Origin of the sequence: Stenotrophomonas sepilia (assembly GCF_003244875.1) — a bacterium.
Lineage (GTDB): Bacteria > Pseudomonadota > Gammaproteobacteria > Xanthomonadales > Xanthomonadaceae > Stenotrophomonas > Stenotrophomonas sepilia.
The window spans coordinates 93,507-110,578 of the sequence record NZ_LXXZ01000026.1 but is presented as its reverse complement, the minus strand read 5'-3'; the positions used below and the strand labels follow the sequence as shown (position 1 = coordinate 110,578).

Sequence of the window (17,072 nt, the reverse complement as noted above, 5' to 3'; positions counted from 1 at the left end):
TCAGTACCGCGCGTCCTTGGGTTTCGGGTCGCGCGGCCAGTCCTTGCCCTTGTTGGCGAAGTCCGGCCGCGGCTGGTTGATGAAATAGCTGGCGATGTCCACCGCATCCTGGTCGGGCATCACCTGTTGCCCCAGCGGAGGTTCGCGGGTCACTGCCGGTGGCATGTTGTGCTTGACGAAACCGGCCGCCTTGTAGAGGCGCGCCATGCCGGCGCCGATGTTGAAACTGTGGTCGCCCCACAGCGGCGGGAAAGCGATGTCACCACTGGCGTCGCGCCGGCCTTCGCCGTTGTCGCCGTGGCAGGCAGCGCACTGCGCGGCGTACAGCGCCTGGCCGCGGTTCGGATCCGGGGTCAGCGTGCTGTCGATGGGCCCCTCACTGGGGGCAGCCACCTTTGCACCCGCTGGCACAGGGCTGCTCAGCCACGCCATGTAGTCGAGCATCGCGCGCATCTGCGGTGAATCTTTCGGCAGCGGCTTGCCGTTCATCGAACGCTGCAGGCAGCCATTGATGCGTTCGGTCAGGCCGATCACCTTGCCAGGCCGCGGCATGTAACGCGGATAGGCGCCGCCACCGGTGTTGAAGTAGTGGTTGCCGAAGGGACGCTTGCCCTCGGCCATGTGGCACGAATTGCAGTTCAGATCGTTGCCGACGTTGTCCGGCAGCAGTCGTGCGGTTTCGTTGAGGATGCGGCGGCCGAGCATCACCGACTCGGCATTGCCGAGCCCGGCGATTTCTTCGGCGCTCGGCGCATGGTAGGCGCCGACCACCTTGCCCTGTGCATCGAGGATATCGATCGTGCCGGTCACGGCGGCATCCAGATCCGGGTACAGATGACGGTAAGCGAGGGTACCGGCGCCGGCCAGCAGCACCAGGGTGATCGCACTACCGATCAGCAGGCGGGAACGCGTGCGCGAACGCTTCATTGTGCGGCCTCCTGCGGAACGTAGTGCACCGGCTTGTCGCGCACCACCCGGCGCATGCGCGCCACGTCTAACTCGCTCACTGCGCTGGCCTGATTGCCCCAGCTGCTGCGGATGAAGGTCAGGATCTGTGCCAGCTGCGCGTTCGGCAGCTGCTCGAAGCCTGGCATGGTGAAGGCCATGCGGTCGTGCGGGGTCTGTGGCGTGCGGCCGCCGATCAGGGTCACCTGCACCAGCGAGCTGGGATCGTCAGCGAACACGATCGAGTTGCCGGCCAGGGCCGGATAGACGCGAGGCATGCCGCGGCCGTCGGCGCGGTGGCAGGCCTGGCAGTGCTCGGCATAGGCCAGCGAACCGGCCACGCGGTAGTCGCCGCTGCGCAGTGCGGCGGTGGTGGTGTCGGTGCCGGGCGACCACTGTGCGCTGCGTCCTTCGCGGGCGGGCAGCTGCTTCAGGTAGCGTGCCATCGCCAGCAGGTCCGCGTCGGACAGGTACTGCGTGCTGTGCTCGACCACATCGGCCATGCCGCCGAAAGCCGCCGAACGATCGGTGCGGCCGGTGCGCAGGAAGTCGACGATCTCGCCTTCGCTCCAGCTGGCCAGGCCGGTCGATTCGTTGCGCAGGTTCTTCGCGTACCAGCCTTCCAGCACCGAACCGGACAGGAACTGGCGGCTGCCATCATCGGCCATCGCCTTTTCCTGGAACGCCAGCCCGCGTGGCGTGTGGCAGGCACCGCAATGCGCCAGGCCTTCCACCAGTTCGGCACCACGCTGCTGGCCGGCGTCCAGCGACGGATCCGGGCTGAAGCTGCGTGGGCGTGCGAACAGCAGTTGCCACCATGCCAGAGGCCAGCGCATGTTGGCTGGCCATGGAATCGTGCTGTCGGCGTTGTCCTGCTTCACCGGCTGCACCGAGCCCATGAAATAGGCGTACAGCGCCTTGATCTCGGCGTCGCGGGCAATCACGTACGAGGCGTACGGCATTGCCGGATACAACGGCTGGCCATCGTGGCGGATGCCACGGCGCACCGCGCGTTCAAAGTCGGCATAGTCGTAGGCGCCGATGCCGGTTTCCGGATCGGGGGTGATGTTGGTCGAGTAGATCGTCCCCATCGGCGTCTGCATGCCGAGGCCACCGGCGAACGGCTTGCCGCCCGGCGCGGTGTGGCAGGCCGCACAGTCGGCGGCGCGCGACAGGTACTGCCCCTGTGCGATCAGCGCCGGGTCGTGGATGTCGACCTGCGCGGCCTGCCGAGGTGCGAACCAGTAGGGCGTGCTGCGGGCGATGCCATAGGCGGCGGCCAGCGTGGCGGCCAGGGCAATGGCGAGCTTGAACGAGGTGCGCATGGGGGCACTGTGGGCAAGCATGCCGGCGTATTCATTGATCCGGATCAATGCCGAGGTCGATCGCGCCATTGTGACAACCTGAATCGATCCCGCATTGTCATCAAGCCGTCATCCACGCGCGATAGATGGCCCACGCCCGCGTCGTTAACCTGCCACGCTGTCGCATCCTTTCCCGATTGCCCATGAAGCGCCTGCTGCTGTTGTTGCTGGCGTGCGCCGGCCTGTGGCTGGCTGCATGCTCATCCTCGATCAACGCCTCGTCCACCTCGCTTGCCGACCGGCTGATCGCGCCAGGCGGCGTGTCGACCCTGCTCGATCGCCCGCGCATCGCCGCGGCCATTGCCGGGCTGCCCAACCGGCATGGCTTCGCAGCGGGTCGCGATGGCGTGCCGATCTTCTGGCGCGCGTTCGACCCCGGCGACTACGGCGCGCACTACCACTACCTTCCGCAGCGTCATGAGAACGGCCTGCCTCTTGATACCGGCCTGAGTCTGGCCGTGCCGCAGCCGTTCCGCGCGCAGGCGCCACGCGGCACCGTGGTGCTGCTGCACGGGTGGATGATGAATGGTGATTCGATGCTGCCATGGTCGCTGCAGCTGGCCGAGTCCGGCTACCGCGTGGTCACGCTCGACCTTCGCAACCATGGCCAGTCCGGTGCAGGTCCGTCCGGCTATGGCACCTATGAATCGGATGACGTCGTCGATGTCATCGGCGAGCTGCGCGCGCGCGGCGAAGTGACCGGCCCGCTGTACCTGTTCGGTGTGTCCTATGGTGCGGCCACGGCGGTGTTCACCGCCGACAAGCTGGGTGACCAGGTAGCCGGTGTGGTGGCGATGGAATCGTTCGCCAATGCCGGTGCGGCGATCCGCACGATGATCCCGCACCTGATGGGACTGCAGCCGGAGGGGCTGAAGGCGCAGGCGGTGGCGTCGTACGCACGCTGGCGCTATGGGGGCCAGGACATCAACCAGGTGATCGCCGCCGCCAGCCGCCGTATCGATGTCGATCTGGACCGCGTCGACGTCGCGCGTGCGCTGGCCGATACCCGCGCCTGCGTGCTGTTGCTGCACGGTCAGGGTGACCAGCACATTCCGGTCAGCCAGGGCCGGCAGCTTGCGCAGGCCAACCCGCGCGCGCACTACATCGAAATGCGTGGAGAGGACCACATCACCCTGCCGCTGCGGCTGGACCTGCTGGCCGGCGTGGTCGATGACTGGATGGCGCGCGACCAGCACCACCCGCAGAGCGCGTGCCCAGCCCCACAGCTGCCGGCCCAGGCCGAATGGCTGGCACACGGCTGAAAAAAGGGGACGGAGGGGATTAAGTCGTTTGCAGCACACTCGGGGCAGGTGCGACTTAATCCCCTCCGTCCCCTTTTTCTGTCAGGCCACGCGTCGGGCCAGTGAGCGGGCGGAGGCGGCTACGCCCAGCAGCAGTACGGCGACGCACAGGAAGGCAAAGCCGAGGCTGGTGGCGTGCGCCACTGCGCCGATCGCAGCCGGGCCAGCGAGGATGCCGGCGTAACCCAGTGTGGTCACGGCAGTGATGGCGATGCTTTCCGGCATCACCCGCTGCTGGCCTGCCATCGAGAACAGCGCCGGCACGATGTTGGCGCAGCCCAGCCCGACCAGTACGTAGCCGGCCAGCGCCACCGGAAACGAGGGCACCAGCGTGGCCAGCGTGAAGCCTGCCGCGGCCGTGATACCGCCAAAGACCAGGGTGCGGGTGCGGCCGAGGTGCTCGACGATGCCGTCACCGAACAGGCGCATTGCCGTCATCGCCAGGGTGAACAACGCGAAGCCGGCGCCGGCCTGGTCACGCGGCACCTGCCGCACTTCGGCCAGGAACACGGCGCTCCAGTCCAGCATCGAGCCCTCGGCGAGGAACACCACGAAGGCCAGTACGCCGATGAACAGCACCACGCCATGCGGCAGTGCCAGCAGCGGGCCTTCGTGCAGGATCCGTTGCGGACGCCAATGCGGCGCCGACAGCATCGCAACCAGCAGAAGTGCCACCACCGAAACCAGCGCGGCCAGCCACAGCGGCGTGCCGAGGATCAGCAGCCCGGTCATGCAGCCAGCACCGACGAATCCACCGATGCTGTAGAAGGCGTGGAAGCCGGACATCATCGCGCGCCCGGCATCGCGCTCGACCGCCACCGCCTGCATGTTCATCGCACAATCCAGTGCACCGACGCCGGCACCGAACACGAACAGCGCCGCGCCCAGCGACACCGGCGAGGTTGCCAGCACCAGCAAGGGTAGGGCGCACAGCATCATCGCGCAGGTGATCACCATCACCCGGCGGCAACCCAACCGCCCCGTCAGTGCACCTGCCAGCGGCATCGCCAGCAGCGAGCCGAGCCCGAGGCACAGCAGCACGGCGCCGAGGCTGGCGTCGGTCAGCCCGGCCTTGGCCTTGGCGTAAGGCACCATCGGCGCCCACGCGGCGGTGGCGAATCCAGGAATGAAGAAGGCGGCACGGGTGGCGTGCTGCTGGGCACGCGGAGATGAAGGCGTCATGCGAGAGCGGGTCCGGATAAACACTGTCATGAAAGCGTTTCCAGTCGCATCGGGCAAGGGGCATTCGGGTCACCGAAGGCCGAATACGATTGCGGGCCGTCCATCAGGCGCAGCGGGCCCGGCGATGCCTTTCCGCATCGCCGGGCCACGTCTTCAGGACAGGGCGTGTTTACAGCGGCAGGTCGAACACCAGCACTTCGGCGTCGTTGCCGTTTTCCAGGGTCAGCTGGGCTTCGTCACTGACCTGCAGCGCGTCACCGGCTTCCAGGGTGATGCCGTTGACCTGCAGCTGGCCACGCGCCACCTGCACATAGGCGCCACGGCCGTTGCCGAGCGCATGGTGCAGCTTCTGGCCGCCATCAAGAATGGTGGCGAAGATGCGGGCATCCTGGTGGATGCGCAGCGAGCCCTCGGCACCGTCCGGCGAAGCGATCAGGCGCAGCTGGCCGCGCTTGCTGTCCGGCGTGAAGTGGGTCTCCTCGTAGGACGGCGCGATGTTCTCGGTGTCCGGGAAGATCCAGATCTGCAGGAAATGCACGGTCTCGTCGGCGGAGTGGTTGAACTCGCTGTGGGTGACGCCGCTGCCGGCGCTCATGCGCTGCACGTCGCCGTAGCGCAGCACCGAACCGGTGCCCATCGAGTCCTTGTGTTCCAGTGCACCGCCCAGCACGTAGGAGATGATCTCCATGTTGCTGTGGCCATGGGTGCCGAAGCCCTGGCCGCCGATCACCTTGTCTTCGTTGATCACCCGCAACGGGCCGAAGCTGACGTAACGGGGGTCGTAGTAGTTGGCGAAGGAGAAGGTATGGCGCGAGGACAGCCAGCCATGCTCGGCCAGGCCACGGGTAGCGCTCTTGCGGATCTGCAGCATGAGGGAATCTCCTTGTTCGATGGTTTCGATGGGGCGGGGTGGACCAGTGACCGCTGTGTTTCCCCGTTGGAGAGAAGTATCCGCTTGCGTCCGGGGTTTGAAAAACGGATAGTTTTGACGACCATCATCGAAAAATTCGAATGCTTAAGCTCAGCCTCGATGCCCTGCAGATCCTGGATGCCATCGACCGCCGTGGCTCCTTTGCCGCCGCCGGCAAGGCCCTGCACAAGGTGCCCTCGACGATCTCCTATACCGTGGCCAAGCTGGAGGAGGATCTGGGCGTGCAGCTGTTCGACCGGGTCGGCCCACGTGCAGAGCTGACCGCGGCCGGGCGCGCGCTGCTGGACGAAGGCCGACACCTGCTGCGCGCGGCCCGCGAGCTGGAGCTGCGGGTGCGCCGGGTGGCGTCGGGTTGGGAGACCGAACTGACCCTGGCGGTGGATTCGGTGTTCCCGACCTGGCTGCTTGGGCCGGATATCGCCGCATTCCGTGAGGCCGAGGCACCAACCCGGTTGCGGTTGATCGGCGAGGCCCTGTCCGGCACCTGGGAGGCTCTGCTCGACCGCCGTGCCGACCTGTTGGTCGGCGCGCCGGGCGAGGGGCCCAGTGGTGGTGGCTATGTGGTCGAGCCGCTGGGCACGGTGGCGTTCGTGTTCGCGGTGGCACCCGATCATCCGTTGGCCAACGTGCAGGGCGTGCTGGGCCGTGAGCAGCTGGTCGAGCATTGCGCGATCGCCGTTTCCGATTCGGCGCGCAGGCTGCTGCCGCGCACGGTGGGCCTGTTGATGGGGCAGGAGATGCTGACCGTGCCCGACATGGCCAGCAAATTGAAGCTGCAGTGCGAAGGCGTGGGCTTCGGCTTCCTGCCCGAGCCATGCGCGCGCGCTGCAGTGGCGCGCGGCCAGCTGGTGATCCGTGAGGTGGAGGAGCACAAGCCGGAAGAGGCCTTCTGGCTGGCCTGGCGCACCGGTGAGGATGGAGCGGCATTGCGCTGGTGGCGCGAGCGCCTGCGCAGGCCGGAGCTGCTGTCGCAGTGGTGGCAGGCAATGGCCAAGGGGTAGGGGATTGGCAGGGCTGCGCCCTGTACCCGCTACGATCCAGAGCAACAGCAACAGCAACAGCGACAGCAGAAGCTGGTTTGCTGAGGGATGGCGGGGTGGGTCCGGTTGCGGGAGTGTCCGCGGCATGGATGCCGCGGCCAAGCCCCCATGGACGGGTCTACGGCGTCTCCCGCAACCGGACCCACCCCGCCTTCGACACATTCCTGGGGCTGTTAGTGTGTGTCGACCTTGGTCGACACGATAGATCCACGCCATGCGTGGATGCTTTTCGATCTTGATTCGAAATATTCGATTCCGACGGAGATTCATCCACGCATGGCGTGGATCCATCAGATCGCTGAAATCTGTCAGAGGTGGGGCGGCATGGGCAGGCAGGACCGTTGGCGGCATGGATGCCGCCATCGAGCCCCCATGGATGGGTTTACGGCGTGTCCTGCCTGCCCATGCCGCCCCGCCATCCCTCGGAATGCCAGCTGTTGCTGTTGCTCCGGCCGTAGCTTCTGCAGGTGCAGGGCGCAGCCCTGCCGAAAAACACACATAAAAAAACAGCAGGCCGAGGCCTGCTGTTTCGGTGTAATGGTGCGCCCGGAGAGATTCGAACTCCCGACCGCCTGGTTCGTAGCCAGGTACTCTATCCAACTGAGCTACGGGCGCCAATTACATAAACTTGTTGTGCCGACTGTGTATGGTGCGCCCGGAGAGATTCGAACTCCCGACCGCCTGGTTCGTAGCCAGGTACTCTATCCAACTGAGCTACGGGCGCGCGGTACACAATCAAATTTTAAAACATTTCCAGCGGCGGATGCTGAAAACCTGTCGAGTGGTGCGCCCGGAGAGATTCGAACTCCCGACCGCCTGGTTCGTAGCCAGGTACTCTATCCAACTGAGCTACGGGCGCCCTGCGACAGGAGCGGAATTATGCGGATGTCGGCGCACACCGTCAACAGTTTTGTGAAAATTTTCATCCAACTGAATGAAAAAGCTGTCCGCCACGGCATCCGGTGCCTTCAGCCAGGCGAAATGATCGGCGCGCGTGCCCAGTTCCTGCGCGGACAGCACGCGCAGCTTCGCGTCCACATTCGGCAGCTTTGCGAGCAACGCCTGCATCGATCCGGTCGGAGCCAACCAGTCGTGTTCCATCAGTACGGCCTGTGCGCTGCCGTGCACGCGCGCCATCTGTGCGTCGAGGTCTTCACCCATGCCCGCGGCAGCGTAGTGGTTGTTCAGCCCGACGCGTGCCCAGTCGGCGATCAGTCCGCGTGCTTCGGTGCCACCGAAGCCGAGGCGACGGCCATGCAGCACGCCCTGGCGCTGCGCGATCCACGGCAGGAAGCGGTAGACCAGTGGCAGCAGCCAGCCGCGCGGTGGCGGGAATCCACGCCAGAACGGTGAGCCGCTGGCCGCCAACCACAAGTGATGGAAGTGCAGAGGGTTGCGGCCGGCATGCACGCAGGCCAGCTGCCCGCCCAGGCTGTGGCCACCGATGATCCAGGGCAGGGGGCCTGCTTCCTCGTCTGCGGCCGCCATGACCGCTTGGCTGGCCGGCAGATCCTGCTCGAGTACCTCGCGGTAGCCCCAGTCCTGCGCGCGCGACGGGCGTAGCGAGCTGCTGCCGTTGCCGCGCCACTCATGCAGGTAGACCGCCACGCCCTTCGCTGCCAGCGCCTGTGCCAGCGGCAGGTAGTGGCGCGCGGCCACACCCAGCGCTGGCAGCCACAACAAGCGGGCGATGGGCTGTGCGGGCATGCAGGCCATCACTTCGTAGCGATGCCCGTCGCTGCACTGCACTGGAAGGAGGGCCGGCGTCAGGTTCATGCGTGCGGTGCCGCGCCGAAGTGGTCGAGCACCCGTACCTCGCTGCGGCCGGGGGCATAGCCCTGCTGCAGGCCGCGCGCAACGTAGTCGATGCCGGCTTCGCAGGCGTTGGCCAGGCTCAGGCCGTTGCACAGCTGCGCGGCGATGGCCGAGGCCAGCGTGCAGCCAGTGCCGTGTGCATCCAGCGGCAGGCGGGCGTGGATGAATTCTTCGCTGCTCACGCCGTCGAAGTAGCGGTCGATTACGCGGTTGCCTTCCTGCAGGTGGCCACCTTTCAGCAGCACCGCACCGGCACCCAGGTCGAGCAGGGCGGAGGCCACCTGTTCGGCGTCATCGCCGTTGCCGATCTTCCGTCCGGCCAGCAGCTCTGCTTCCGGCGTGTTCGGGGTGATCAGCGTGGCCAGCGGGATCAGCCGCTCACGCATTGCCTGCAGAGCGTTGTCTTCCAGCAGGCGCGCGCCGCTGGTGGCGACCATCACTGGGTCCAGCACTACGTGTGGCGGGTGATGGCGCTCCAACGCATCGGCGACGGCATTGATCACCTCGGTGTTGGCCAGCATGCCGAGCTTCACCGCATGGATGTCGAAGTCATCGAAGCAGGCATCCAGTTGTGCACGCAGGAAATCGATCGGCGGCACGTGCACGGCGATGACGCCACGGGTGTTCTGTGCGGTCAGTGCGGCGATCGCGGAGAGTCCGTGCACGCGATGTGCTGCAAAGGCCTTCAGGTCGGCCTGGATGCCTGCGCCACCGCCGGAGTCGGAGCCGGCGATGGTGAGGGCGGATACGGGAGTGGTCGGGCTCATCAGGCGATTGTGCCGTGGTCCCGCAGGGGAGGGTAGATCCACGCCATGCGTGGATGCCTTTGATCCGTCAGGCGGGGTCAGATCCCTTTTCAGCAGGAAAAGGGATCTGGCCCCCGCAGCGCGGCCCTCAATGCCGCCAACGCGCCCACTGCTGGTACACCACATAGCCCAGGCCGGTCAGGCCGGTGAGCAGGGCGGGAGCAAGCAGGGCGTCGTACTGCCAGCGCGCGAACAGCCAGGCGCCGATCACGCCGCCGGCGAGGAAGCCACTGATGATCAGGCCGCTGAGGGTCAGTCGTCGTACCTGCAACGGCAGCCCGCGCAGCAGGTGGCCCAGGCCGATGCCGAGATCGGTGAACATGCCGCTGAGATGGGTGGTGCGTACCACCGCGCCGCTGAAGGTCGTAGCCATTGCATTCTGCAGGCCGCAGGCCATGGCGGCGGCCAGTGCGCCCCAGATCTGGTGCTCTTCAAACAGCGGAATGGCCACCAGCAAAAGAGCCGATTCCAGCGCCAGTGCCACGCCGTAGCGCCGGCCCAGCTGCAGGGTGCTGTCCTGGATCAGCAGGCCGCTGAGCATCGCGCCCAGCGAGAACGCGATCAGCAGGCCCCACAGGTGGCCGACCGCGCGCCAGTCGCCCTGGGCCAATGCCATGCCGAGCTGGCTGGTGCTGCCGGTCATGTGGCTGACCGCCTGATGCTCGAACCCGAGGAAGCCGACCACGTTGACCATGCCGGCCACGCACGAGAGTGCGACCGCGCCGATCCAGACCCAGGTGGGCAGGCGTATTCCCATCGGCGAGGCCCCTCAGGGCCCGCCGAAGCCGCCGTTGAACTGCAGCTCGCTGAAGGTGTTGCTGGCCGGGTCGAACACGGCGCCCCAGAACTGTGCGCCGCCATCGCAGACGCGGATCGCTTCGCGGGCCGGATTGACGCCGCTGTCGTCAGGCAGGTGGAAGGCGTTGATGTAGATCAGCCGCTTGCCGGCGCTTTCGATGCCGACGTACTGGCGGTCGAAGCCCTGCACCTTCGGGACCTGCGCTTCCAGCGACGACAGCTTCGCCTCCAGCTGGTCGACCTGCTGCCGGCTGGGCGCCCAGTAGCCCGACACCCGCCCGGCCTCGCGGCCGGGGCTGGGGCGCGAGCAGGTGTCGAGCACCTGCGCGGCGATGATCGGGCGGGTGACCACCCAGGACTGGCCGGTGCGCTCGGCGGTGGGCACGCTGGCCGGGCCGCGCGTGGTCGTACAGGCACCGAGCACGGCGGCGAGGGTGATCGCAGCCGTGGGCAACAACAGGCGCGTGCAGCGGTTCACAACACCTCCGAAGCGTAATCGGCCAGGCGCGAACGCTCGCCACGGCGCAGGGTGATGTGCGCACTATGCGGCCAGTTCTTGAAGCGGTCCACCGCGTAGGTCAGGCCCGAGGTGGTCTCGGTCAGGTACGGGGTGTCGATCTGCCCGACGTTGCCCAGGCACACGATCTTGGTGCCGGGGCCGGCGCGGGTGATCAGCGTCTTCATCTGCTTGGGGGTGAGGTTCTGCGCCTCGTCCAGGATCAGGTAGCGCGACAGGAAGGTGCGGCCGCGCATGAAGTTCATCGAGCGGATCTTGATGCGGCTGGCCAGCAGGTCGTTGGTGGCCTGGCGGCCCCATGTGCCGCCTTCCTGGTTGTGCGTGAGCACTTCCAGGTTGTCGGTCAACGCGCCCATCCACGGCGTCATCTTCTCTTCCTCGGTACCGGGCAGGAAGCCGATGTCTTCGCCGACGCTGACCGTGGCGCGGGTCATGATGATCTCGCGGTAGCGCTGCTGGTCCATTGTCTGCGCCAGGCCGGCGGCCAGTGCCAGCAGGGTCTTGCCGGTGCCGGCGGTGCCCAGCAGCGTGACAAAGTCGATCTCCGGGTCCATCAGTGCGTTGAGCGCGAAGTTCTGCTCGCGGTTGCGTGCGCTGATGCCCCACACGGCGTGGCTGCCGTGGCGGAAATCATCGACCAGCGACAGCACCACCTTGCCATCGCCGACCACGCGGCTGACGCGCAGCTCGACTTCATCCTCGCCCGGCAGGTAGACGTACTGGTTCGGATACCACTCCTCGCCGTCCTGCGCCTGGATTTCGTAATGCGAGCGGCCCTTGTCGCTCCAGCTGCGCAGGTCGTCGCCGTGGCGTTTCCAGAAGTCTTCCGGCAGCTCGGTAGCGCCGGTGTAGAGCAGGCTGAAATCGTCCAGCGCGCGATCGTTCTCGTAGTCCTCGGACACGATGCCGGCGATGGCGGCCTTGATCCGCAGGTTGATGTCCTTGGAGACGAACACCACCGGCAGGTCGGGGGTTTCTTCCTTCAGGGCCAGGATCGCGCCGAGGATGGCATTGTCCGGAATGACCTTGCCAAAGCTCTTGCCCGCGTCGAAATGGCTGGTCTGGAAGCGCAGCTTGCCGGCGCTCTGCTTGCCGCGCAGCTGCAGGCCGTTGGGGCGCTGCAGCGGAATGCCGTCGGCCAGGTTGTCCAGGCCCGATTCCTGCACCAGCTCGTTGAGGAAGCGGCTCACCTGGCGGGCGTTGCGGCTCGCTTCGGAGGTGCCCTTCTTGCCGTTGTCCAGCTCCTCGATCACCTGCATGGGCAGGTAGATGTCGTGCTCCTCGAATTTGAACAGCGCGGTCGGATCGTGCATCAGCACGTTGGTATCCAGCACGTAGATGCGCTTGCCTCGGGTCATCGTCGATTCCTGGTTACGGACAGGGAAAAACCACCACGGCCTGCTGCGGGGCAGGGTGATGGCAGACACAGTAGGCAGTGGGACTCACTTGGACTGGGAGGCCTTCAGTTCGGCGAGAACGGCATCGGCATGGCCGGCAACCTTGACCTTGCGCCAGGACTGCACGATGCGGCTGTCGGGGGAAATCAGGAAGGTACTGCGTTCGATGCCACGTACCTGCTTGCCGTACATGTTCTTCATCCTGATCACGTCGAAGGCGGTGCACAGCGCTTCGTCGCCATCGCTGACCAGCGGGAAATTGAAGCCCTGCTTGGCACAGAAGTTGTCGTGCGACTTCACCGAGTCGCGCGAGACGCCCAGCACGACGGCGCCGGCTTTCCTGAACTTCGGCAGCAGGGCGTTGAAGTCGATGCCTTCGGTGGTGCAGCCCGGGGTGCTGTCCTTGGGATAGAAGTACAGCACCAGCCATTGGCCGGCATAGTCGCCGAGGGTGGCCTGGTCGCCGCCGGACAGGGCCAGCGGCAGGGAGAGGGTGGTGCTGTCCAGGGTGTCGCCGTTGTTCATGAGGTCCTTCTGTCGAGCCTGGGTTCTTGCCATTACAGCTACATGAAACGCCACGCGCCCGTGAGAGACGCGCGAAGAATCAGAACTTCATCGGATCCATGATCGCGTCCAGGTTCAGGTGGTCGCAGAACTCGAGGAAATCGTCGCGCAGCGCGGCGATATGCATGTTGGCCGGCACGCCGATGGTGACCTGTGCGCTGAACATTTCCGCGCCGGTCTGCATGGCGCGGTAGCGCGTGCTCTGCAGGTTCTCGATGGTGATGCCCTGGCGGTCGAAGAAGTCGGCCAGCTGGAACAGGATGCCCGGCTTGTCGGCGGCGATCACTTCGACGATGTACGGCAGCAGGTTGGACTGCGCCTGCTTGGCGGCGGTGCGGTACCAGACCAGCTTCAGGCCTTCCTCGCGCTCCAGCCGGGTCAGCATCGCCTCAAGCTTGGCCACCGAGTCCCAGGAGCCGGTGGCCAGGGCGGTGACCGAGACATCGCGGCCGACCGTGGCCAGGCGTGCATCCACCAGATTGCAGCCGCTGTCGGCGATGCGGCGGGTGACGGACAGCAGGGGGGACTCCGGATGCGTCGTATAGGCGTTGATCAGGAGGTGGTTTTCGCTCGGCGCGGGGCGCGGGGTGGTGTCGGTCAAGGCGATTCCGGGTAATGCATGCGTTAGTCTGAATGCCCGCCAGAGGCGGGGATCCACCGGTGTCCAGCATACTTGCCCGTGCTTTCGCGCCGCAAGTAACATTCAAGTCGCCCCCGGCCTTTCGTGGCGGGCGTTTTCCCTTCCCAGCCAAGAGCAGCACGTCCTTGTCCCTTTCCGGCCTCATCACCGCGCTGGCGACCCCGTTCCGGGCCGACGGCGCCCTCGATCCCGACGGTTGGCAGCGCCTGCTGCATCTGCAACTGGAAGGTGGCGTCCATGGCGTTGTCGTAGCCGGCTCTACCGGCGAAGCGGCAACCCTCACCGACGCCGAGTACGACCTGCTGCTGGCCAGCGCGGTCGAGCGCATCGGCGGCCGCATTCCGGTCATGGCCGGTACCGGCCTTTCGGGCACTGCCAAGACCATTGAACAGACCCGTCGTGCCGCCGCCCTCGGCGCCAGCCACGCGCTGGTGGTCACGCCGCCGTACGTGCGCCCCACCCAGGCCGGCCTGATCGCGCACTACCGTGCGGTGGCCGACCAGGGCGGGCTGCCGGTCGTGCTGTACAACGTGCCCGGCCGTACCGGTTGCGACATGCAGCCTGAGACCGTGGCCGAGCTGGCCAGCCACCCCAACATCGTCGGCATCAAGGAGGCGGTGGGTGACACCGGCCGGGTGCAGGCGCTGCTCGCTCTGCGCAGCCCACAGTTCGCCGTGCTCAGCGGGGACGACGGTACGGCCGCGCGTTCGATCCAGGCCGGTATCGACGGCCTGATCTCAGTGGGTTCCAACGTGCTTCCCGGTGCCTACCGCCGGATGTGCGAGCTGGCCGCCGCACACGACCACGAAGCCACCGCGTCGTGGGATGCGCGCCTGCATCCCTTCCATGATTTCTGCGGCGTCGAACCGAACCCGATCCCGGTCAAGGCGCTGCTGCGCCGCGTCGGCATCGGTCACGACCTGCGCCTGCCACTGCTGCCGTTGTCGGCAGCGCATCATCCGGCTGCCGACCATCTTGCCGGCGACATCGCCGCCGTCGAAGCCCTTTCCAGCCACTGACCTTCCGTCTTGGTCTGACCCAGGAGATTCACATGCGTCAATCCGTTTCCACCGTCCGCGTGCTGTCCTATGCCCTGCTTGCTGTGGCGGTCGCTGCCGGCACCACCGGCTGCTTCAAGCGCGGCGCCAAGGGCGACTACGCCCTGGCCCCGGAAATGCGTCCGCTGGAAGTGCCGCCGGACTTGAACCTGCCCAATGCCACCACCGACAACAAGGTGCCGACGTTGGCCTCGGCCACCAAGCCGGCGGCGCCGGTTGCTGCGGCTCCGGCAGCCGGCAGCACCGGTTTCACCATTGCCGGTGGCAAGGATGAAGCCTTCGCCAAGGTCGGTACCGCACTGGAAGGCGTGGAGGGCGTGACCATCGCCAGCCGCGCGCAGTTGCTGGGTTCGTACGACGTGGCCTACGAGGGCAGCAACTTCCTGGTCCGCGTAGTGGCCGTCGATGCCGGCGCCTACATCTCCGCGGTTGACCCGCGTGGCCTGCCGGCCACCGCCGAAGCGCCGGTGAAGCTGATCGCCGCGCTGAAGGCGAAGCTCGCCCAGTAAGGGCTGGTCGGGTGGCTGCGGGCCTTGGTCCGCACCCGCTCTGGTAGCGGCCGACCTTGGTCGGCGCTTTTGTGCCAACCAAGGTTGGCACCTACCAAGTCGCGCGGTTGGCACCGGCCGGAACGCACGGTTGGGGTCTGCCGAAGAACAGAAAAGGGCGCCCATGGGCGCCCTTTTCGTTACCGCCGTGGGCGCTTCTCAGCGCTCCAGCAGCTTCAGCTTGTCCGGCTTGCCATCCCATTCGCCGGCGTCGGCGGGCGGGTCCTTGCGCACGGTCAGCACCGGCCACTCCTTCGCCAGCTCGGCGTTGAGGGCAACGAAGCCTTCCTGTCCGGCAGGAACGTCGTCCTCCGGGAAGATCGCATTGACCGGGCACTCCGGCTCGCAGAGGGTGCAGTCGATGCACTCATCCGGGTCGATCACCAGGAAGTTCGGGCCTTCGTGGAAGCAATCCACGGGGCACACTTCCACGCAATCGGTGTGTTTGCACTTGATGCAGTTTTCGGTGACGACAAAGGGCATGGGCTTGGGGGTGGATCGATTCCTGAACCCGCCAATTCTAGAACAGGTTGGCCCCCGGTGTCGGCGCGGGGCGGAAAACGGGCGTCTGGCAGGCGCGACCGTGGGAATCATTGGCGGCACGGCGGGGGCTGTGCGACGCTGCGGGGCACTCGGTCGCCCACCGTGGCCGGACTCCCTTCCCAGCAGGATCGTCCATGTCCCAAACCCAGCCCAGCACCGCGCCGCATGGCGGTGAGAACACTGCATTCATCGTCCTGATCAGCTGCGTGGCCACCCTTGGTGGATTCCTGTTCGGTTTCGACAGTGGTGTCATCAATGGCACGGTCGATGGCCTCCGCCAGGCCTTCAACTCCAGCGAGGCGGCGCTCGGTTTCGAAGTCGCCTCGATGCTGCTGGGCTGCGCGATCGGCGCCTTCCTGGCCGGGTGGCTGGGTGATCGCCTGGGGCGCCGCGGTGTCCTGATCGTGTCAGCGCTGATGTTCCTTGTCTCGGCGCTCGGTGCCGGCGCGGCCCACGCGTCCTGGCTGTTCATCGCCGCCCGCGTGCTGGGCGGTTTCGCGGTGGGCGCGGCCAGCGTGATGTCACCGGCCTACATCGCCGAAGTCGCCTCGGCGCGTTACCGCGGCCGGCTGGCCACGGTGCAGCAGATGGCGATCATCTGCGGTTTGTTTGCGGCCTTCCTCAGCAATTACCTGCTGGCGCGTGCCGCCGGCGCCTCGACCGCGCCCCTGTGGCTGGGCCATGAGGCCTGGCGCTGGATGTTCTGGATGCAGGCGCTGCCCTCGGGGCTGTTCCTGCTGTTGTTGCTGGTGATCCCGGAAAGCCCGCGCTTCCTGGTGTTGAAGGGGCGGCAGGGGCAGGCGAGGGCGGTGTTGACGCGGCTGTACGGCGAGGCCGCGGCCACCGCCAAGCAGGCCGAGATCGAAGCCAGCCTTGCCCAGGACCAGCACAAGCCGCGCTTCGGCGACCTGCGCAACAAGACCACCGGCAAGCTGCGCCCAATTCTCTGGGTGGGTATCGGCCTGGCCATCTTCCAGCAGCTGGTCGGCATCAACGTGGTGTTCTACTACGGCGCGGTGCTGTGGCAGGCGGTGGGTTTCTCGGAAAGCGACGCGCTGCTGATCAACGTGTTGTCCGGCGCGCTGAGCATCGGTGCCTGCCTGCTGACGGTACTGCTGATCGACCGCATCGGGCGCAGGCCGCTGCTGTGGATCGGTTCGGTCGGCATGTCGGTGGCGCTGGTGCTGATGGTGGTGGCGTTTGCCAGCGGCAGCCTTGTCGATGGGCGCCTGCAGCTGTCCGATGGCATGGGGCGGCTGGCGCTGGTGGCAGCCAACGTCTACGTGGTGTTCTTCAACATGTCCTGGGGCCCGGTGATGTGGGTGATGCTGGGCGAGATGTTCCCCAACCAGATCCGCGGCCCGGCGCTGGCGGTGGCGGGTGCGGCGCAATGGACCTCGAACTTCGCGATCACCGTGACGTTCCCGATGCTGCTGGCCGGCATCGGCCTGGCCGGCGCCTATGGCATCTACGCCGTCGCGGCGATCCTCTCGATCGTCTTCGTGGTCCGCTACGTGCGCGAGACCAAGGGCAAGGAGCTGGAGCAGATGGAAGGCTGACGGCCGGCCTGTGTTTCAGCGCCTGCTTTCTTCATGGGGAGGCGGCAGGCCAGCCGATCCAAGA

General features: G+C 66.5%; 17 protein-coding genes and 3 tRNA genes. 5 read left to right on the top strand and 15 right to left on the bottom strand.

The genetic code is table 11. The features are described from left to right. Positions 1-927, bottom strand: coding sequence for a c-type cytochrome (locus A7X97_RS02855; protein ID WP_088497756.1), 927 nt, complete (start codon positions 925-927; stop codon positions 1-3). Next, positions 924-2,270, bottom strand: coding sequence for a c-type cytochrome (locus A7X97_RS02850; protein ID WP_088497765.1), 1,347 nt, complete (start codon positions 2,268-2,270; stop codon positions 924-926). The genes A7X97_RS02855 and A7X97_RS02850 overlap by 4 nt, the downstream gene beginning before the upstream one ends. Positions 2,271-2,452: 182 nt before the next feature. Here A7X97_RS02850 and A7X97_RS02845 point away from each other — a divergent pair, with 182 nt between their 5' ends. Next, positions 2,453-3,571 carry an alpha/beta hydrolase gene (locus A7X97_RS02845; protein WP_088497757.1) on the top strand — a complete coding sequence of 373 codons (1,119 nt, stop codon included), beginning with the start codon at positions 2,453-2,455 and terminating at the stop codon, positions 3,569-3,571. Between the two features lie 81 nt (positions 3,572-3,652). Here the strand turns inward: A7X97_RS02845 and A7X97_RS02840 are convergent, their stop codons facing one another. Then, the gene (locus tag A7X97_RS02840) at positions 3,653-4,792 is read right to left on the bottom strand and encodes an MFS transporter (protein WP_088497758.1); all 1,140 of its coding nucleotides are present in this window, start codon (positions 4,790-4,792) and stop codon (positions 3,653-3,655) included. 169 nt (positions 4,793-4,961) lie between these two features. Continuing rightward, on the bottom strand, positions 4,962-5,663 hold the full coding sequence (locus tag A7X97_RS02835) for a pirin family protein (protein ID WP_005416106.1): 702 nt from the start codon (positions 5,661-5,663) through the stop codon (positions 4,962-4,964). 140 nt (positions 5,664-5,803) lie between these two features. Between A7X97_RS02835 and A7X97_RS02830 the strand changes: the two genes are divergently transcribed. After that, positions 5,804-6,724: a LysR substrate-binding domain-containing protein gene (locus A7X97_RS02830; RefSeq protein ID WP_111007578.1), complete on the top strand. Its 921-nt coding sequence runs from the start codon at positions 5,804-5,806 to the stop codon at positions 6,722-6,724. Between the two features lie 577 nt (positions 6,725-7,301). Here the strand turns inward: A7X97_RS02830 and A7X97_RS02820 are convergent. From A7X97_RS02820 to A7X97_RS02775, 10 genes are all read right to left on the bottom strand, one after another. Next, a tRNA-Arg gene (locus A7X97_RS02820) sits at positions 7,302-7,378 on the bottom strand. A 32-nt stretch (positions 7,379-7,410) separates the two neighbouring features. After that, positions 7,411-7,487, bottom strand: a tRNA-Arg gene (locus tag A7X97_RS02815). A 58-nt stretch (positions 7,488-7,545) separates the two neighbouring features. Further along, positions 7,546-7,622 (bottom strand) — tRNA-Arg (locus A7X97_RS02810). After that, positions 7,613-8,539: an alpha/beta hydrolase family protein gene (locus A7X97_RS02805; RefSeq protein WP_088496464.1), complete on the bottom strand. Its 927-nt coding sequence runs from the start codon at positions 8,537-8,539 to the stop codon at positions 7,613-7,615. The genes A7X97_RS02810 and A7X97_RS02805 overlap by 10 nt, the downstream gene beginning before the upstream one ends. Further along, positions 8,536-9,345 carry a bifunctional hydroxymethylpyrimidine kinase/phosphomethylpyrimidine kinase gene (thiD, locus tag A7X97_RS02800; protein ID WP_088496463.1) on the bottom strand — a complete coding sequence of 270 codons (810 nt, stop codon included), beginning with the start codon at positions 9,343-9,345 and terminating at the stop codon, positions 8,536-8,538. Before thiD ends, A7X97_RS02805 begins: the two co-directional genes overlap by 4 nt. Positions 9,346-9,472: 127 nt before the next feature. Beyond that, positions 9,473-10,141 (bottom strand): YoaK family protein, encoded by a 669-nt coding sequence (locus A7X97_RS02795; protein WP_053500054.1) that lies wholly within the window; start codon positions 10,139-10,141, stop codon positions 9,473-9,475. Positions 10,142-10,153: 12 nt separating this feature from the next. Beyond that, positions 10,154-10,660 carry a hypothetical protein gene (locus A7X97_RS02790; protein ID WP_088496462.1) on the bottom strand — a complete coding sequence of 169 codons (507 nt, stop codon included), beginning with the start codon at positions 10,658-10,660 and terminating at the stop codon, positions 10,154-10,156. Then, positions 10,657-12,057 carry a PhoH family protein gene (locus tag A7X97_RS02785; RefSeq protein WP_111007576.1) on the bottom strand — a complete coding sequence of 467 codons (1,401 nt, stop codon included), beginning with the start codon at positions 12,055-12,057 and terminating at the stop codon, positions 10,657-10,659. Before A7X97_RS02785 ends, A7X97_RS02790 begins: the two co-directional genes overlap by 4 nt. Positions 12,058-12,141: 84 nt before the next feature. Continuing rightward, positions 12,142-12,621 (bottom strand): peroxiredoxin, encoded by a 480-nt coding sequence (locus A7X97_RS02780; protein ID WP_005416113.1) that lies wholly within the window; start codon positions 12,619-12,621, stop codon positions 12,142-12,144. A 79-nt stretch (positions 12,622-12,700) separates the two neighbouring features. Then, a complete protein-coding gene (locus tag A7X97_RS02775) occupies positions 12,701-13,261 on the bottom strand; it encodes a glycine cleavage system transcriptional repressor (RefSeq protein WP_005409051.1) in 561 nt (186 codons plus the stop codon). 164 nt (positions 13,262-13,425) lie between these two features. Here A7X97_RS02775 and dapA point away from each other — a divergent pair, with 164 nt between their 5' ends. After that, positions 13,426-14,319 carry a 4-hydroxy-tetrahydrodipicolinate synthase gene (gene dapA, locus A7X97_RS02770; protein WP_111007575.1) on the top strand — a complete coding sequence of 298 codons (894 nt, stop codon included), beginning with the start codon at positions 13,426-13,428 and terminating at the stop codon, positions 14,317-14,319. Positions 14,320-14,351: 32 nt separating this feature from the next. After that, the gene (locus A7X97_RS02765; protein WP_005416115.1) at positions 14,352-14,867 is read left to right on the top strand and encodes a hypothetical protein; all 516 of its coding nucleotides are present in this window, start codon (positions 14,352-14,354) and stop codon (positions 14,865-14,867) included. A gap of 198 nt (positions 14,868-15,065) precedes the next feature. On the opposite strand, the gene fdxA is transcribed toward A7X97_RS02765, so the two are convergent. After that, positions 15,066-15,389, bottom strand: a complete 324-nt coding sequence (gene fdxA, locus A7X97_RS02760; protein WP_005409054.1) for a ferredoxin FdxA — start codon at positions 15,387-15,389, stop codon at positions 15,066-15,068. 194 nt (positions 15,390-15,583) lie between these two features. On the opposite strand from fdxA, the gene A7X97_RS02755 reads away from it, so the two are divergent. Beyond that, positions 15,584-17,008 (top strand): sugar porter family MFS transporter, encoded by a 1,425-nt coding sequence (locus tag A7X97_RS02755; protein WP_072168339.1) that lies wholly within the window; start codon positions 15,584-15,586, stop codon positions 17,006-17,008. Positions 17,009-17,072 lie beyond the last annotated feature (64 nt).

What these genes read in the sequence shown, in the direction of transcription:
- A7X97_RS02855 (WP_088497756.1), bottom strand. Translation starts at nt 927, where the DNA reads ATGAAGCGTTCGCGCACGCGTTCCCGCCTGCTGATCGGTAGTGCGATC.
- A7X97_RS02850 (WP_088497765.1), bottom strand. Translation starts at nt 2,270, where the DNA reads ATGCGCACCTCGTTCAAGCTCGCCATTGCCCTGGCCGCCACGCTGGCC.
- A7X97_RS02845 (WP_088497757.1), top strand. Translation starts at nt 2,453, where the DNA reads ATGAAGCGCCTGCTGCTGTTGTTGCTGGCGTGCGCCGGCCTGTGGCTG.
- A7X97_RS02840 (WP_088497758.1), bottom strand. Translation starts at nt 4,792, where the DNA reads ATGACGCCTTCATCTCCGCGTGCCCAGCAGCACGCCACCCGTGCCGCC.
- A7X97_RS02835 (WP_005416106.1), bottom strand. Translation starts at nt 5,663, where the DNA reads ATGCTGCAGATCCGCAAGAGCGCTACCCGTGGCCTGGCCGAGCATGGC.
- A7X97_RS02830 (WP_111007578.1), top strand. Translation starts at nt 5,804, where the DNA reads ATGCTTAAGCTCAGCCTCGATGCCCTGCAGATCCTGGATGCCATCGAC.
- A7X97_RS02805 (WP_088496464.1), bottom strand. Translation starts at nt 8,539, where the DNA reads ATGAACCTGACGCCGGCCCTCCTTCCAGTGCAGTGCAGCGACGGGCAT.
- thiD (WP_088496463.1), bottom strand. Translation starts at nt 9,345, where the DNA reads ATGAGCCCGACCACTCCCGTATCCGCCCTCACCATCGCCGGCTCCGAC.
- A7X97_RS02795 (WP_053500054.1), bottom strand. Translation starts at nt 10,141, where the DNA reads ATGGGAATACGCCTGCCCACCTGGGTCTGGATCGGCGCGGTCGCACTC.
- A7X97_RS02785 (WP_111007576.1), bottom strand. Translation starts at nt 12,057, where the DNA reads ATGACCCGAGGCAAGCGCATCTACGTGCTGGATACCAACGTGCTGATG.
- A7X97_RS02780 (WP_005416113.1), bottom strand. Translation starts at nt 12,621, where the DNA reads ATGAACAACGGCGACACCCTGGACAGCACCACCCTCTCCCTGCCGCTG.
- A7X97_RS02765 (WP_005416115.1), top strand. Translation starts at nt 14,352, where the DNA reads ATGCGTCAATCCGTTTCCACCGTCCGCGTGCTGTCCTATGCCCTGCTT.
- fdxA (WP_005409054.1), bottom strand. Translation starts at nt 15,389, where the DNA reads ATGCCCTTTGTCGTCACCGAAAACTGCATCAAGTGCAAACACACCGAT.
- A7X97_RS02755 (WP_072168339.1), top strand. Translation starts at nt 15,584, where the DNA reads ATGTCCCAAACCCAGCCCAGCACCGCGCCGCATGGCGGTGAGAACACT.